The 15,819-nt window shown below is 44.6% G+C and carries 16 protein-coding genes and 1 tRNA gene; 7 read left to right on the top strand and 10 right to left on the bottom strand.

Features of this window, described 5'->3' with window-relative positions; translation table 11 throughout:
- The first annotated feature begins 97 nt into the window (after window positions 1–97).
- Entirely contained in the window at window positions 98–925 is an 828-nt protein-coding gene (locus PKI34_13130; GenBank protein HNS18750.1) for a response regulator, read from the top strand.
- 93 nt (window positions 926–1,018) lie between these two features.
- Here PKI34_13130 and PKI34_13125 read toward each other — a convergent pair whose 3' ends face one another.
- Window positions 1,019–2,185, bottom strand: a complete 1,167-nt coding sequence (locus tag PKI34_13125; GenBank protein ID HNS18749.1) for an ATP-binding protein — start codon at window positions 2,183–2,185, stop codon at window positions 1,019–1,021.
- Between the two features lie 226 nt (window positions 2,186–2,411).
- On the opposite strand from PKI34_13125, the gene PKI34_13120 reads away from it, so the two are divergent.
- A complete protein-coding gene (locus PKI34_13120; protein ID HNS18748.1) occupies window positions 2,412–5,114 on the top strand; it encodes a C10 family peptidase in 2,703 nt (900 codons plus the stop codon).
- Between the two features lie 90 nt (window positions 5,115–5,204).
- Here the strand turns inward: PKI34_13120 and PKI34_13115 are convergent, their stop codons facing one another.
- A complete protein-coding gene (locus PKI34_13115) occupies window positions 5,205–6,134 on the bottom strand; it encodes a fasciclin domain-containing protein (protein HNS18747.1) in 930 nt (309 codons plus the stop codon).
- A gap of 355 nt (window positions 6,135–6,489) precedes the next feature.
- Between PKI34_13115 and PKI34_13110 the strand changes: the two genes are divergently transcribed.
- Together PKI34_13110 and PKI34_13105 are read left to right on the top strand one after the other, a co-directional pair.
- Window positions 6,490–7,101: a GNAT family N-acetyltransferase gene (locus tag PKI34_13110; GenBank protein HNS18746.1), complete on the top strand. Its 612-nt coding sequence runs from the start codon at window positions 6,490–6,492 to the stop codon at window positions 7,099–7,101.
- Window positions 7,102–7,159: 58 nt separating this feature from the next.
- Window positions 7,160–7,594 carry an OsmC family protein gene (locus PKI34_13105; protein ID HNS18745.1) on the top strand — a complete coding sequence of 145 codons (435 nt, stop codon included), beginning with the start codon at window positions 7,160–7,162 and terminating at the stop codon, window positions 7,592–7,594.
- A 137-nt stretch (window positions 7,595–7,731) separates the two neighbouring features.
- Here the strand turns inward: PKI34_13105 and PKI34_13100 are convergent, their stop codons facing one another.
- From PKI34_13100 to PKI34_13090, 3 genes are all read right to left on the bottom strand, one after another.
- On the bottom strand, window positions 7,732–8,859 hold the full coding sequence (locus PKI34_13100) for an ATP-binding protein (GenBank protein HNS18744.1): 1,128 nt from the start codon (window positions 8,857–8,859) through the stop codon (window positions 7,732–7,734).
- A 113-nt stretch (window positions 8,860–8,972) separates the two neighbouring features.
- Entirely contained in the window at window positions 8,973–9,308 is a 336-nt protein-coding gene (locus PKI34_13095) for a hypothetical protein (GenBank protein HNS18743.1), read from the bottom strand.
- A gap of 589 nt (window positions 9,309–9,897) precedes the next feature.
- The gene (locus PKI34_13090; protein ID HNS18742.1) at window positions 9,898–10,323 is read right to left on the bottom strand and encodes a DUF302 domain-containing protein; all 426 of its coding nucleotides are present in this window, start codon (window positions 10,321–10,323) and stop codon (window positions 9,898–9,900) included.
- 625 nt (window positions 10,324–10,948) lie between these two features.
- Here PKI34_13090 and PKI34_13085 point away from each other — a divergent pair.
- From PKI34_13085 to PKI34_13075, 3 genes are all read left to right on the top strand, one after another.
- On the top strand, window positions 10,949–11,317 hold the full coding sequence (locus PKI34_13085) for a chitobiase/beta-hexosaminidase C-terminal domain-containing protein (GenBank protein ID HNS18741.1): 369 nt from the start codon (window positions 10,949–10,951) through the stop codon (window positions 11,315–11,317).
- Complete coding sequence (locus PKI34_13080; GenBank protein HNS18740.1) at window positions 11,268–11,696, top strand: CotH kinase family protein; 429 nt, start codon at window positions 11,268–11,270, stop codon at window positions 11,694–11,696. Before PKI34_13085 ends, PKI34_13080 begins: the two co-directional genes overlap by 50 nt.
- Before the next feature lie 149 nt (window positions 11,697–11,845).
- Window positions 11,846–11,919, top strand: a tRNA-Ile gene (locus tag PKI34_13075).
- A 128-nt stretch (window positions 11,920–12,047) separates the two neighbouring features.
- On the opposite strand, the gene PKI34_13070 is transcribed toward PKI34_13075, so the two are convergent.
- The 5 genes from PKI34_13070 to PKI34_13050 all read right to left on the bottom strand — a co-directional run bounded on the left by PKI34_13070 (window position 12,048) and on the right by PKI34_13050 (window position 15,040).
- The gene (locus PKI34_13070; protein HNS18739.1) at window positions 12,048–12,269 is read right to left on the bottom strand and encodes a DUF86 domain-containing protein; all 222 of its coding nucleotides are present in this window, start codon (window positions 12,267–12,269) and stop codon (window positions 12,048–12,050) included.
- A 101-nt stretch (window positions 12,270–12,370) separates the two neighbouring features.
- Window positions 12,371–12,655: a nucleotidyltransferase domain-containing protein gene (locus PKI34_13065; GenBank protein ID HNS18738.1), complete on the bottom strand. Its 285-nt coding sequence runs from the start codon at window positions 12,653–12,655 to the stop codon at window positions 12,371–12,373.
- 275 nt (window positions 12,656–12,930) lie between these two features.
- Window positions 12,931–13,578 carry a class I SAM-dependent methyltransferase gene (locus PKI34_13060; protein HNS18737.1) on the bottom strand — a complete coding sequence of 216 codons (648 nt, stop codon included), beginning with the start codon at window positions 13,576–13,578 and terminating at the stop codon, window positions 12,931–12,933.
- Between the two features lie 87 nt (window positions 13,579–13,665).
- Entirely contained in the window at window positions 13,666–14,088 is a 423-nt protein-coding gene (locus PKI34_13055) for an ester cyclase (protein ID HNS18736.1), read from the bottom strand.
- A gap of 304 nt (window positions 14,089–14,392) precedes the next feature.
- The gene (locus PKI34_13050; GenBank protein ID HNS18735.1) at window positions 14,393–15,040 is read right to left on the bottom strand and encodes a TetR/AcrR family transcriptional regulator; all 648 of its coding nucleotides are present in this window, start codon (window positions 15,038–15,040) and stop codon (window positions 14,393–14,395) included.
- Window positions 15,041–15,819: the final 779 nt, after the last annotated feature.

Below are 15,819 nucleotides of genomic sequence, written 5' to 3'. Positions count from 1 at the left end.
CAAAGTTATTAATGTTTCTAACTCGTATCTTTGACACACTTTTCTGAACAGCCTCGAAGACAGAGAGCCATTTTCACTACCAATAGCTGATCTAAATGTGCCAACTGCCAACTGCCAACTGCCAACTGAACCATCCCTCAAAGACGCTCCTCTCCTGCTCGTTGTCGAAGACAATCCCGACCTGCGCTTGTATATCCGGGGCATACTTGGCGGGGATTACCGGATCATGGAAGCGGGAGGCGGGAGGCAGGGACTTGAAAAGGCGCTGGAGCAGCTGCCCGACCTGGTGCTTACCGATGTGATGATGCCGGAGATGGATGGATATGAACTTTCACGAAAACTAAAAAGCGATGAGCGGACGAGCCATATCCCGGTCATTCTTCTAACGGCCAGGGCGTCGAAAGAAAGCCGGATCGAGGGACTGGAAACGGGTGCTGATGACTTCGTGACAAAACCCTTTGACGCTGAAGAGCTGCTGGTACGGATCAGGAACCTCATCGACCAGCGGAAAAAGCTCAGGGAGCGCTACCGCCAGGATTTAGAGCTCCTTCAGCCTGCCAGGGCCGGTGAGGTCCTTTCCATGGACGAGAAGTTCCTTCGGAAAGCAAAGGCTGTGGTCGAAAAACAACTGTCCGATCCGGAGTTCGGTGTGGAAGGATTTGCATCCGACATGGCCCTGAGCCGCTCGCAGCTGAGCCGGAAACTGAACGCCCTTGTGGGCCAGTCCGTTACGGAGTTCATCCGGATCCTCCGGCTGAACTATGCCCTGGGATTGCTGAAGAAGAAGGCCGGTACCATTTCTGAAATTGCCTATGACTCCGGTTTCAACAACCTCACCTATTTCTCGATCAGCTTCAAAAAGCAGTTTGGACTCTCTCCTACTGAATACATGAACCAGCTCGATAGGAACGATACAACAAGTTAATGAAGGTTCTTAGGAATTACCAGCTTTGGTAGTTTACGGTGAAGGATGTGGCCTGGTTGTATTTCATGCATCGAGATGAAAATGGATCCTGCTTCAGGATGAAGTATCCGAAAGCCAGCTCATATTCTTCCAGTTCATAAGGTGTATACCTTCCGATCTGGTTAGTTCCAACTCGCCGTTATAAAGAAGGATTCCAGACTGCTCACCGCTTAGTTTCATCCAGAAATGAAGGTTTTTCAAAAAATCGGGATGAAATGTTGCACTCGTTTTTATTTCCACTGGTATCAACCGGTCAGCATTTTCGACAATGATATCTACTTCATGACCCGTTTTGTCACGCCAGTAAAAATAATTCACATCCCTTCCTCTGTGTGTCCGGAATTTGACGAGTTCACTAACAACCATGTTCTCAAAAAGTTGACCCAGTAAGGGGTGATTGGCCAGGTGTTCAGGCGAGGTTATCTCTAAAAGTGAGCAAACAAGCCCGGTATCGTAAAAGAACAGCTTTGGACGCTTGACGATCATTTTATTGAAGTTCCTGTGATGCGGGCGCAACAGGTAGATGATAAAGCTACTTTCGAGGATACCCACCCATGACTGGAGGGTCTTGATATCAACACCAACGTTAACTGATAACGAAGAATAGTTCAGTTCACGGGCTGCATTTCCGGCAAGCAACCTCATAAACTTTTCAAAAACAAGCAAATCGTTGATGTTTTTAATTTGTCTCACATCCCTTTCAATATAGGTTCGGATATAATTTGGCATCCAATCGGTCACCGGAATCTTCTGATCAAAAGGCGGCGGATAAAAGCCATTGAAAATAATCCTGTTCGTTTCGGTGGATATATTTTCAAAAAATAATTCTTCTAAACTAAACGGCAATAATTGCAAATAGGCCACCCTGCCGGCCAGACTCTGGGATATGTTTTCCTGCATCAGGAAATTATTCGAGCCGGTGAGAATATATTTACCTCTTTCATTTGAATTATCCAGGATTTCCTGAAGATACGAAAAAATATGCGGAACACGTTGTATTTCATCCAAAACGGCTCCCTCTGAATATTTCTTCAGGAATCCGCGGGGATCGTCAGAAGCGAAGAGCCGGATATCCGGATTTTCAAGGGAGACATAGGGTTTATCGGGAAAAACAGACTTCACCAGCGTTGTTTTACCAGACTGACGCGGTCCTACCACGGCAACAGCTTTAAAAAGGGCTGCCAGTTCCATTAATCTTGCCGATGCTATACGTGGAATCATGGGGCAAAGATAATGATAAATTTGGAGTTGGAATCCAAATTTTTCCTTTTTTTTATTCAAATATGAACGTAAACACAGACCGTCGAGTCTCAGATAAAGTTGAATTTCAAGATGCGACATGATATAAAACCTTTGCAACAGGGCATAAAATGATTTGACCTCACCCTGTTTAATTTTACATCAGGTTTCTAAAAACCAGTCCTTAAGCATAAAAAAGGAGGCTGTCATGAAAAAATTTATGTTCATTGTTTTAATTACTTCCCTTCTCTCGGTCCGCATTTCATCAGCCGATCCCGTATCGCAGGAAGAGGCCCGGAAAATTGCCGTTTCCTGGTACACACACATGGCCGTGGCTTCAGTTTCGGATGATTCCGTTCAGGAGGCATTTCCGGTGATCCACGACAACAGGGTCACCATGTACGTTTTCAATTTCACCTCCGGCGGATTTGTGATCGTAGCCGCCGATGATGCATCCGTTCCCATCCTTGGGTATTCGGAAGAGAATTCATTCCCGGCCGATATGTCCTGTCCGGCGGTAGAGAGTTGGATGGAGGATTATAGCAAACAGATCGAACAAATCATAACAAGAGGATTAAGCAACCGTGAAACGGTCACGCAGTGGGATGCCATCATGAACGGGAACTTTCCTGTGTTCAAACGAAGTGTTGCTCCCTTGCTTACTACAACCTGGGACCAGGGGCGCTATTACAACCAGATGTGCCCGGCTGATCCTCAGGGTGTTTATGGACATGCTGTCACAGGATGTGTCGCAACAGCCATGGCACAGATCATGAAGTACCATAATTTCCCACCGCAGGGTGTCGGTTCCCATGCCTATCTGCATCCCTATTATGGCGAACTGTCGGCTGACTTTGGTAACACTGCCTACGATTGGACTTCAATGCCACATAACGTCACTTCCGACAATATTCCTGTTGCCACCCTCATGTACCACGCAGGTGTAGCAGTTAATATGTATTATGGTCCCGTGCTCTCAGGTACAAATAGTCCAATTTACAAAACTACCCTGGTGGATTATTTTAATTATCAACCAGACATTGAATTGCATTATCAACCGGAATATGCAGAAATAGAAGACTGGAAAAACATGCTCCGGGCCGATCTCGATTGCCAACTACCCATTCTATACACTGGACAACCTTCCATAGGATGGGGACATGCTTTTGTCTGTGACGGTTATCAGCTTATCCCAGAACTTGGGATTGACAGGTTCCATTTCAACTGGGGCTGGAGTGGCTTCTATGACGGATGGTATATCATCGGGACCCTGAATCCGGGTAATAATGACTTCAGCTTTAACAATCTCGCATTGACCGGAATAAAACCTGGTCATCCTGGACTCATAACAAGGATCACGCATCCTGTGGATAATTTCATTTTCAATTCTGGTCAATCCATAGAAATTCAAGCAGCCACCGTATATGGGAGTACCGAACGTATGAAAATCACGATCGACGGTATGACTGTCGCGACCGGAACATCCAGTACACTCTCCTATACGTGGATCACAAAAGATGAAGATATTGGTTCCCATGAAGTAAGATCATGGTCCTTTTCCGGGAACGATAGTGTCTATTACCCGGTGATCATGAATGTAAATGATGATTGGATCAAACAGTCAAGTGGTTTCCAGACTCCCTACTGCATTAACTACATTTCCGCTGTCGACAGTAATGTGGCCTGGGCCATTGCAAGGGATTGGAACGATGTCTTTAATGTTCCCTGTCAGGCATTCACACGAACCATCAATGGAGGGGAAACCTGGATGGCAGGCAACATACCTGATTGTGAGGATCTCACCTTTACGATGATCCAGGGTGTAAGCGCACAAAAGGCCTATGCTTCATTATTCAGTACTTCAGTTAATGCTCCCCAGGGAATATTTATCACATTGGATGGCGGAAATACATGGGAACGCCAGCATACTGCCGCGTTTAGCAATAAATCAACATGTTCGAGTGTACATTTTTTTAACGAAAATGATGGATGGTGTATGGGTGATCCCGTAGTTGACGGTAATGGTACATATGAAATGTTCGTAACCGGCAATGGCGGAGAAAACTGGATCCCGGTTCCCGCTGCCAGTATTCCTCCTTCCATCTTCTCTGAAATGAGCTGGTTCGGACCCTTTTCAGCCATCAATGATACGCTCTGGTTCGGTACCAGTTGTGGACGCATCTTTAAATCAACCGATAAGGGGTACACCTGGACCGTCACCCAGGTTTATGAGACTGTCCTTGACTTCCTCATACCTGTTTTCCGAAACAGCTCTCATGGACTTGTATTCAATACAACGGGACATCTAAAACTGTATGAGACCTTTGATGGCGGAGAATCCTGGGAGGCAGTGGATTACACAGGGCCACTGTATCAAACAAACCTGGCTTATGTTCCAGGTACTGTCAATACCTGGATCAGTACAGGAGGCATGAGCAAATTTAGAAAATGTGGCGCTTCCTACAGTACGGACGGCGGTCATACGTGGACAGCTTTCACCGGGACCGAAGGCATTGATTTTCGAAATATGGCCTGGGTAAATCCCCGTTGCGGGTGGGCCGGGGGGCATAATTCCAGTGCAACGGAGGGAGGGATATTCAAGTTCAACGGAAATTTAGGGACTCCTTATGGAACGAACGATCATGACATCAGTATCAATCCCTTCACAGTGTATCCAAATCCCTTTGGGAATTCCGCCACTATCGAATTTGAACTTCCGCATTCCGCTGACGTCGAAATAACCATCTTCAACCTGCTGGGTGAACAGGTAGATGCAATGACTACTAAACATTACCCCCGGGGCAAACACCAGGTTACCTGGAACGCCTCTTATCTGCCCGATGGGATCTATTTCATCCAGATGAAGGCAGGTGAGGCAAAAGTGACGGGGAAAGTGTTGAAAATGAGATAAATAATTCCCGACAATGAAAAAAGGCTGCCCAGGAACAGGAGCAGCCTTTTGTGCACTGATTTACAACGTACGCCAGGTGATGAAGCCTTTTTACGGCAGGAGAACCGCATCGATGGCATGGATCACCCCATTTGTTCCCTGTACATCCGTTGCGATCACGGAGGAGTTTCCATTGATCTTCACTCCCATCCCGGAGGCTTCGATGCTGATGGAACTGCCCTCCTTAAGGGTCGGTGCGTTGCCCGAAGTCACCTGTGAAGCAACCACGTTCCCCGACACTACGTGATAAAGAAGGATCGGGGTGAGCTGTTCCGCTGTAAGGTCAGCGATCCCGCTGACGCCCAGCGTGTTGAAAAGATTCGTAAAGGCCTGGTTGGTAGGGGCAAATACGGTGAAGGGGCCTTCCGAACTCAGGGCATTAACCAGACCAGCTTTGACCACCGCCTCCACAAGGATGCTGAAATCGGAATTGTTAATGGCATGGCCAACCACGCTTGATGGGAGGATCACCTTGTCAATAACGTGGATCGTTCCATTGGATGCCATCACATCAGCCGTGGTCACCGTGCTGCCGTCTACCATGACTGTTGAACTTTTCTGGATATAAACTTTTACAAAATTCTGACCGGGGCCTGAATTGTTGACGGTAGGTGCATACCCTGTTGCGATGTCGGCAGACTTGACATTTCCGCTGATCACATGGTTCAGGAGAATGGGCTTGAGGACGTCGGCGCTCAGGTCATCGATCCCTGCAACACCTAATTGTGCGAATAAAGCATTGAACGCATCATTGGTCGGGGCGAACACCGTAAAGGGACCCGGACCCTGCAATGTTGAGGCAAGGCCCGCTTTTCCGATGGCGGAGACCAGGATGGAGAACTGGTCGTCGGCTGAAGCCGTTTCAACAATATTCATCGGATCCATGTTTGGATCGTCATCGTCTTTGGAACATGCTGAGAGAACACCGACTGTTGCCAGTGCTAAAACTAAAAGCTGAAATTTACGGTTTACTGTTTTCATGATGATTTGTTTTTTTAGATTAATTAATTTGAATGAACTATAGAATAAACGATCAAGTTTAATTTTTGTTCAATCTTTTATTAATTTTATTAAACAAAATCCAATAATGTAACGAATAAACATTTCTCACAGATTCTAAGACTCAAATCAATAGTACAACAATGGCGCTAACCAATGTGATAAAAGGCAGTAAGATTCCTCGCTGCGCTCGGAATGACGATGCGTCATGGTCAAAGAGAAAAGCGGCACGTCATTCCGGCGTAAGCCGGAATCTGCCTGCCTAAGTTAGATGGAATTTCACAGATCAACACAGAAGGTGAATCGCAATCGTTATTTTTGTAAAAAACAAGTTTGAATGAATTATTTGATACATAAGCTATGCGAATATGAGGTAAAGGCGGCCTCCGAATCCATTGCATCTGCCTTCATGCACGAACCCATCCAAACGTATTTTCTTCCGGACGAACGAATACGAAAGGAAAAATCACCGGAACACTTTGCGATCCTGATCAGGTACTGCATGCTATTCGGAGAGGTATACACCTCGGCCAATGCAGAGGGAGCCGTGCTGTGGCTTCGTCCCGGTGAATCAGAAATAACCCGGGAAAAAGCAGAAAAAGGGGGGCTGGCCCTGCTTTTACCGCTGGTGGAAAAAGAAGCCCTTGACCGGTTCAATGCGGTCTTTGAATTCCTGGCACCTTATCATAAAAAAGACGCAGCGGAACCTCACTGGTACACATTTGTGATTGGGGTTGATCCTCCATTCCAGGGACATGGGATAGGTAAAGCCTTGATGAATCCCGTGATGGAAAAGGCTTGCAAAACCAACACACCTATCTATCTCGAAACAGCCGATCCTGCCAATATACCTTTTTATCAAAAGCTTGGATTCCAGATGGTTCGTGAGCTGACACATCCCGGAAGTGGATTGAAACTCTGGACATTGATGAAAACATTCAACAGTTAATCTTAATATTCGTTACTTTTATAAGCAAATTATAACAGGCACATCCAATTTTGATATCATGAAACGCAAAGCAACAGCCATATGGCAGGGTAACGGGCTGGAGGGCAAAGGTATTTTAACCTCCACCAGCGGAGTGCTCAATGAAACTCCTTATTCATTCCTCACACGGTTCAAGAACGAAGAGGGCCGGGAAGGGACCAATCCGGAAGAGCTCATTGCAGCAGCCCACAGCGGCTGTTATGCGATGGCGCTGAGCTTCGGGCTGACCAACGCAGGGTTCGTACCCACCGAACTGAAAGTGACAGCGACCGTGAACATCGAACTGGTGACCGATCATTTTGAGATCACAGGCATCCATCTTGACCTGACAGCCAACGTTCCGGGGATCACGGAAGAGAAATTCCTCGAACTGGCCGGTGCTGCCAAGGCCGAATGCCCTGTTTCACGGGCCCTGAAGGCTGTGGAGATCACACTAGAGGCAAAGCTGGTATAAATACCCAAACTTGGGTTCAACCAGGCGATTAAATTGTCAATTGCCCGATTGTCGATTGCCGGTTGTCGATGTTATTTATTCGGCAGGGATCATCCATTGACAATTGAAAATACCAGATGGATAATCGGCAATTATCGCTATGATTTTATAAATTCCATGAAATTATCCCTGTGAATAAGTTTTACATCGGAATCCGGATAAACTGCCTGAAAAGCTTTAGCTGCTCTGATAGGAGCTGAATCCTGCCATTTGAACTCATAAGCGTGCAACCGTCCATCATATTCCTCCAAATAATCTAACTCCTGCTGCCTGTCCGTCCGCCAAAAATATACATTCCTGTACCGACGGTGATACTCGTTGACTTTCTTTCTTTCTGAGATCAACAGGTTTTCCCAGAGGGCACCTGTATCATTTCGTAATGAAAGGGGATTGAACTGGCTTATTACAGCATTCCTGATCCCATTGTCGTAAAAATAAAACTTATGCGACCTTTTCAACTCACTCCTTAAATTTCTTGAAAATGAGGTCAGCCTGAAAATGATAAATGCTTCCTCCAATAAGTATATGTACCGTTCAACGGTTTCCTTATCTGCCTGTACCAGATTGGATAATTCCCGGTAGGAAACCTGGCTCCCGATCTGAAAAGCGAGGGCTTTCACCAGCTTTTCAAGAATTTCTGGTTTCCTGATCCCTTTAAGTGTAAAAACATCCTTGTATAAATAATCAGAAATCAACTCATGCAGCACTTCCTTCTCCCTTCCTGCCTGGTTGATCACTTCCGGATAGGAACCAAAAATCATACGCACCTCCAGCGACCGGATCAGGTCCAGGAAATTTGTGTGAAGTTCAATCTCTTTAAACGATATGGGAAATAATCTGAAAGACCATTTTCTCCCCGTAAGTGATTCCTTTATCTTATCCGTCAACTCAAACGAACTTGATCCGGTGGCAACGAGCTGAATATCAGGACAGGCGTCATGAATGATCTTTAATGTCAAACCGGAGTTTTCAAGCCGCTGTGCTTCGTCAACCACCACCAGTGTTCCGGGAAGAAACAATTCACGGGCCCGGAGTGAATTGATCCCATTGAGCAACGCTCTATCTTCCGGATTGTCAGCGTTCATCCAGAAGGATCGACCAGCATGCTTTTGAAAGATCCCTTTAATTAACGTTGTTTTGCCAACCTGGCGGGGGCCAAGCAACAAAATGGTTTTTCCGGTGAATAACCTATCGGATATTACATCTTCAAGTATTCTTGTTATCATAATTACGTTCTTAACCGACAAATATACGTATTTTTATCGGTTATAGCCCCCAAAAAAACCATTTACTTTTTTCTCATTCAATCCCTCCGAGGTAAATCAGGAATGTCAATTTTTTACTTCGGAATCTTCACCTCCACGTGCTGAACCGTGCCTTCGGTCCGTTGCCGGGTCACTACCACAGGGGTTCCTTTTGGGATCGTATAAGCACTGGTATTCCGAAAGACAAACTGGCAATTGTTTGCATCCAGAAACGAGCTTTCTTCGTTGGGCCTGAGCAGACAGGGACAGTCGATCTGATCCCCGGCATGATAGGGATTGACCGGGCAAATTTTTGCCATAGTTCCCGCGGCATTTTCATTTTTTCGAGCAGAAGGACTGAATAGGATCAGGGCGGCAACGACCAGGGCAACGATGGCCAGAACGATCCAGACGATCTTCTTCCTTTTCATGGTAACAGGGATTGAATAAAAGGTAAATGAACAACTCCGCTAAAATAAGCAATTATCCGATGATTGGGCACTGCCATCTGATAAACCTTGCACTGAATACCATCTCCGGAATATCAAAATGGATTTTTCCGATCATTTAAATTTATACCCGAGCGAAACATACCATCCCATTGGAAATACCTGGCAAGTCCTATCCGCAGATCAAAGTGCTGAAAGTACCCCTCCTGGCTGTAAGGGATCAAACCGATCGATAGAAACTGTCCGGCAATGTAGTTCCGTGCCAGGACGGTTCCATCCGTTCCCAGTCCCCTTCCTTCAAGTGAGTCCGATGCAAGGAAAGAAACATGTTTTTCAAGTTGCTGAGCCAGTTCCGGATCGCTTCCCGTCTGTGCAACTGAAGTCCAGGAAAATAAAAAATGATCAGGAGGAATGTAAGGTTTTCCATGTAAGTTTAGCTAATGTGTATGATGTAGGAAACATTCTCCAAAAAATCATAAAATTTCCCGCATCTATTATCCAAAAATACAAATCCCTGACGTACCAACCGGCTGATATGGAGTACAATATTTTTTTGGGGGTGGGGATGAAATTACCTGATGACCGATTTCGCAAATTCTTCTGCCTGCCTGAATGCTTCTAATATTGTATCGCCGGCCTCACCACCGACCATGCCGGCAAACGAAGGGGCATTCATGCGCGCCACATAGGTATTCCCATCTGCTTTCTCATAAACAGCTATGCGGCATGGAAGCATTGGAGAAACCTCCCGGAATTCATCCCTGGAGAGGATTCGGAAAGCAAGGTCCGGATTGCATAGTTCGATCACTTTAACGGGAAGAACTTCTTTGCCATTCCTCATCATGGTCTCCTGCAGGTCATGTGTCACAGAAATCTTCCAGCCTGTTGCCAGAATGGTTTTTGAAAGCGTTTCGACGGTCTCGTCAAAACCAAAACGGCTCTGGCTTTCGATCATCAGGGAAGGGTTGTTCATAGTACTTTTCTGTGCTGCTGTCATAAGTCCTGATGTTAATAATAGAATTGCTAAAATGTGATTGATTTTCATATCCGTAGATTTAACGGTTCTGATTGTTATAAACAATCTATCCGGGTAATAGTTCATTCAGAAGTCACGCTAAGCTAGCGTTTCCACCCGCGTGCTATCTGCGGAAAACTATTTCTATTGAACAATTATCCAACCATCGCAAAAGCGACCTTGGCTGGTGCGGCCCTGCGGCCGCGGAGCCAAAAAATTCATATTGCTGAAATCAAAGAATATGTACCATGTAAAGAAAAGGTGCCTCACTATTGTGATCATCATGCCTGCTGCCATAATTTTATTCCGACAGAATAAATGAATTAAACTTTTAGCTCCTTTGTATATCTAATTTTTCCGTAGGTTAGCCTTCATTTAATAACTCCATTTGTCAAGCAATGAAAGCCAGGATCCTGATCATCAACCGTTATTGACAATTACGGCAAATAGGAGGACTGGCTCGAAATATACAATCTGAGCGGCCAGGATCAGGATATCGGGGGATACTATCTGAGCGACAATCCGGATGACAACCAGAAATGGGCATTTCCTCAAAGCACCATCCTTGGAGCAGGGGGACGCCTGGTAATCTGGGCATCCGGAAGGGATGAAGCTGCCGCCGGCAAGATTCATACGAACTTCCGGCTATCCCAAACAGGCTCGGATCCTGAATGGATCGTATTCTCCGATCCTTATGGTGACCATCACCGCCAATGAATGGAACGCCCAGATCCACTATACGGTCGACGGAACCGAACCGGCCGCTGCCTCACCAACATACACCGGATTGATCAGCATTTCAACCACACAGGTATTGAAAGCCCGTGTTTTCAGCAACTTTGCCGCCATACTGCCTGGCCTGATCGAATTCCACACCTATTTTATCAACGAAGAGCACGATCTTCCCGTCGTATCGGTGGCGTGGATTGGATCCCCAGGGCACCCACCGCCAATGGGGATACATCCTGTGGGGTGAGGATGCCACCTTCGGGCATTACATCAACTATACCGGCATTCCGGCGCAAAGCCCTTATGCTTCCCCCTGCTACCAGGATGACCTGGCTGGATGGCAGGATCCGGAAAACCACGTGGTCATACTGAACGAATTACGGGAAAATGAGGATTTTGAACAATACTATGTTTCACGCCATATCGACCTTCTTAATACCGCATTCAAGGATGATTACATGCTCCCGATGCTCGACAGCATGGCCTATATCATCGCTTCTGAGATGCCACGGCATCCCGTTCGCTGGGGTGGAAGTATCCCTGGCCCACCGGGCCCGACGGCAACGGGCAAAATCCAATCTTCAAGGGTAAGTTCATCATCCTTTGATCCATCAGGATCCATTTGAGGGATCCAAAACTGTCGCTGATTTTTGGAATTTCGCCAGGCTTAAATTTCACCAAAGTATATTATCTTTGCACCCCACACTCACACCCACACTGACACTGGCTTCCGCTGACTTAGTCAGCTTCAGTCAGCAAAGCCCACACCCGCTTCGGGCCTATAGCTCAGTCGGTTAGAGCAACTGACTCATAATCAGTAGGTCCCTGGTTCGAGCCCAGGTGGGCCCACGGGAAAAATAGCTCTAAATTATTGATATTCAATAATTTAGAGCTATTTTTTTATAATGTGTCAATATATTGAATTTATATTCCAGTATTGATGCCTGTTATTAAGGTATCGATATAAGGTTCCAAAATCAGATTTTACTGATCAGCTCTTTGAGAAGGGGGAGATCAACTTCAATCGTTCTCCAGACAACATCCAGGTCGACATCCAGATAATGGTGGATTAATTTATCACGCATTCCGGCCATATCCTGCCAGGGAATATCAGGGTGTGATTGTGTGAATTGTTGCGTGATCTTTTTCGTTGCTTCACCAATTACTTCTATATTGCGGATCACAGCATCCTGAATCATCACATTTTGCTAGAATTCAGATTTTGAAATACTTATGACAAAATTCTCGATCTTCCCGATGGCTTCAAGAATATGCTCCAGATATACCTGATCATTCTTTATCATCGATATATGATTTGAAGATCCCTCAGGATACTTTCCTTTACTATCTTATTCTTAATGGCTCCCTCAGTAAGAAGGTCAACCTTGATCCCCAATTTTTGAGAAATCATCCTTTCAATGTATACCAACTGGAGTAGCGAAAGGGAGGACTTGAATTTTACAAGGATATCAATATCGCTATTGTCCTGATTTTCTTTCCTGGCATAGGAACCGAAAATTCCGATCATTTCAGGATCATATTTCCTTAATTCGGTAATAATGATATTTTTAACCTCAGGTTTCATAATGTTCTGTTAAACAAAGGTAAGAAATTCTAATTGAAGAGCGACAACTGACAAAATTATGATAGCAAAGGTTACCTATTGCCTGATGAGTTTTCCGGGGATCTTCTTGCATGCGCCGGACAATTTGACCAATCTTTGCCGATTTACTTTTAATTTAATATCGTATTGACTATCAATAATATGCATAAATAAAATTATTCCGGCGTGGATTGATAAATGCATCGGCTCTGTGCAAGTAGATCAGAAATCAACAATCCTTGTTCTTTGTTCGTCAATCAAGTTGTCTCTTTTCTAACCACAATAAAGCAGGCGGTCATCCCGTGAAATATCTTTTCAGACTCAATGACCGTAAAGCCCTGAGTGACCATTGCATTTTCGACATCACCGATGCTGAACAGGTTCACATGCAATGGAATGAGTCCCAGTTTCTTCATCAGGAGCGTTGCTTTGACCTGCAGACGGACCCTGAAAGTCATCTTTTCCTCAAAACATGTGGTTAAGGAGATAAATAACCCTCCGGGTTTCAATAGTTCGTGTATCCTCCGGATCACGTTTTCATGATCCTCCAATAGCTGAAGGAAGGCGTAGGCGATGATCTTACCGAATGAACCGTTCTTCAGCTCCGGACTGAAAATAGTACCCTGGGAGAAGGTAATATTCGGGATTTGTGCCGACTCTTTCTTCTTCATCGCCTCCCTGATCATCCCGGTCGAAATGTCAAGCCCATGGATATGCCGGACCTTGCTGGCAAGCGCTATTGTTTTGGTACCGGTGGCGCAGCCGAAATCAAGCACATGGTCATCCGGATTAAGGTATGTACTTGTTTTGGCAAGGATATCGGTGTAAACCGCCGCAAACTGTTTTTCACTGTTATCATAACGCCTGGCTTGCTTATCCCAGAATGTCTGTACGCTTTGAGTCATGTTGTTTTATTATACCATCCAAAAATTCCAACGGTGGATAACAAACTCCTTTTGTTTCTCCCTGAATATAATGGCCCGTTCACATGACTATTGCTTGATTTCAATGACGCCTGCCTGCAGTAATGGATCGAACATGTTTACGGCTCCCCCATGTTCAATTATTTTACCATCCTTGATCCGGTCAACATTAACACCATGAAATGTTATTGGTTTTCCTGTGGGTTTCATGCCAAACCATTCGTCAGTGAATGTGCCCGTGGCAGAATAGACAGTCACCACCCACTCCCCTTCGGATAGTTGATTTTCTATCGACAGGCTCAGATCGGGAAAGACCCTTCGTACACCCAGCACGTGATCGATGGCCCCTTGAATTCCTATCGGGTAGCGTTTCCCTTCATATACTTCAGTATAATCTTCTGATATGAATTCATTGATCATGGAAATATCCCCTGTGTTTTCAATACGATCAGCGTATTGACGGATAATCGTTTTGTTATCAGGTGTTTTCATAATTAGTCTGGATTATTTTGCATCCTATGCATCACCATTACTGTTCAATTACACAATCCCTTGTGATCCTAAGCAATACCCACTATGCATATACTTTTCCAAAAATACGGGATAACGCAGATCGTTGGATGAATCGTTGAGAATAAATTTGTTATGACCGTCGATATGAGAGGAAAAGGGATTTACGAACAAAGGAACTAGGATTTTTGATTTCTGATTTACTTCAAAAATTAAAAATCAACATTCCTCTGTTCGTCAATCATTACTTCCCCCAGGTTCTGCCCAAACCAGTGGAAGGGCCAGCTTATTTACGGAAAATGCCATTATCATCCAATTCCTGCCTGCCTTTCTCGGTCAGGAAGGGCAGGAATACCGAAACAATTCCTTTCAGGTAAATGGGCTTCAGTTCATGATAAGGCTTGCCGTAGTCATATAATTCAAGATTAATGAACCAATTGGTCAATAAATTGGTCAATTGAAATAAAAAGATTTCATAAGTGTCCTTTTCTAAAATCCGGGAATGCAAGGATCCCACATTGACAACGGCCTCGATGGTTCTTCGTATGTTTTCCCGGTTATTGGAATATGCTTCCTGAACATGGGATCTCATTTCATCCCTGAACTTCAGGGATGACACTACATATCGCATAGCGCACCTGTAATCATATTGAAGATTCATTGCATTCGAGGCTGTATGAATAAACGAATCGAACGTGAGCAGGTCTAATTTCCTTTTCATTCGCAATTCCAGTAATTTATTCTCATAATCCTGGGCAATGGCGATAAACAGCAGGTCCTTGTTCCGAAAATGATGAGTCAACCGGCCAAGTGTTGTATCCATCAGTTCAGCCAACCTGGCTAATGTTATCTGTATACCATAGTCGTTGAAAATCTGCCTGGATCTGTTAATGATCTCATCACGAGACTCTTTCCCTTTACTATATAGCGTCATAGCTATTTTTTTGAATATTTTTGACACAAACAAAAACAAAAAAAATTTTTTTTGTTTATATCCCTTTGTTTATATCCCATAGATGATTTTAGTTATGTTTTTTGAGGTGGATGGACGATTGAGGACGATCCTTTGACGGTGTATGGTAGTGAAAATTCTATTGCAGGAATATTATACAAAGTTGATGATAACGAAATGATTATGATATTTATTGAGCAAGATACATATGAAATTTATCATTTGATAAAGTAAGATGTACGCCTAATATGCACGTGCGTAGCCACTTGGTAACAAAGGGTATGATGGATTAAAAAAGGGAAGATAGTTTATTGGAAGAGAGTTATAGGTGACAGTTTCGTAAGTGATCTATGGATTGAATACCCTCCTGAAGACAAAGATCAAATAGAACCCTACTTGAAAAGAATGTCAATTTCATCTACAAGCCATTAAATCTTCAATTCAATTAGATTATATGCCAGTAATGTTTTTTACATAGAGAAAAAGATATTATTTCCGTGGGGACGCCGACCGTGTCGATTGGTACGAGGAGGACAAGGGCAGTATTCAGGTCCGGTTGAAAAGCGGCAAGGTGTTGATCATCAACAGTAGTTGTTTCAGGTTAGTAGAATTATTTATTAAAAGATCAGTAATACTTCCCCAAAAAGCAAACAAGGCAGATTGGGGACAGCACGGAAAGGCCAAAAGCGACATTGGCAATACCTGAGTTTCCGCCCTGAACCAAACCGGTACCACTTCCTGAAATAAAATGCTGCCACCAA

The sequence above is a fragment of the Bacteroidales bacterium genome (assembly GCA_035342335.1).
GTDB lineage: Bacteria > Bacteroidota > Bacteroidia > Bacteroidales > JAGONC01 > JAGONC01.
Note: the sequence above shows the minus strand (reverse complement) of the source record. Positions and strands in the feature narration are given on the sequence as shown.

Coding starts and splice junctions, on each gene's coding strand:
- PKI34_13125 (HNS18749.1), bottom strand. CDS start 2,185: ATGATTCCACGTATAGCATCGGCAAGATTAATGGAACTGGCAGCCCTT.
- PKI34_13120 (HNS18748.1), top strand. CDS start 2,412: ATGAAAAAATTTATGTTCATTGTTTTAATTACTTCCCTTCTCTCGGTC.
- PKI34_13115 (HNS18747.1), bottom strand. CDS start 6,134: ATGAAAACAGTAAACCGTAAATTTCAGCTTTTAGTTTTAGCACTGGCA.
- PKI34_13110 (HNS18746.1), top strand. CDS start 6,490: ATGAATTATTTGATACATAAGCTATGCGAATATGAGGTAAAGGCGGCC.
- PKI34_13105 (HNS18745.1), top strand. CDS start 7,160: ATGAAACGCAAAGCAACAGCCATATGGCAGGGTAACGGGCTGGAGGGC.
- PKI34_13100 (HNS18744.1), bottom strand. CDS start 8,859: ATGATAACAAGAATACTTGAAGATGTAATATCCGATAGGTTATTCACC.
- PKI34_13095 (HNS18743.1), bottom strand. CDS start 9,308: ATGAAAAGGAAGAAGATCGTCTGGATCGTTCTGGCCATCGTTGCCCTG.
- PKI34_13090 (HNS18742.1), bottom strand. CDS start 10,323: ATGACAGCAGCACAGAAAAGTACTATGAACAACCCTTCCCTGATGATC.
- PKI34_13085 (HNS18741.1), top strand. CDS start 10,949: ATGAAGCTGCCGCCGGCAAGATTCATACGAACTTCCGGCTATCCCAAA.
- PKI34_13070 (HNS18739.1), bottom strand. CDS start 12,269: ATGATTCAGGATGCTGTGATCCGCAATATAGAAGTAATTGGTGAAGCA.
- PKI34_13065 (HNS18738.1), bottom strand. CDS start 12,655: ATGAAACCTGAGGTTAAAAATATCATTATTACCGAATTAAGGAAATAT.
- PKI34_13060 (HNS18737.1), bottom strand. CDS start 13,578: ATGACTCAAAGCGTACAGACATTCTGGGATAAGCAAGCCAGGCGTTAT.
- PKI34_13055 (HNS18736.1), bottom strand. CDS start 14,088: ATGAAAACACCTGATAACAAAACGATTATCCGTCAATACGCTGATCGT.
- PKI34_13050 (HNS18735.1), bottom strand. CDS start 15,040: ATGACGCTATATAGTAAAGGGAAAGAGTCTCGTGATGAGATCATTAAC.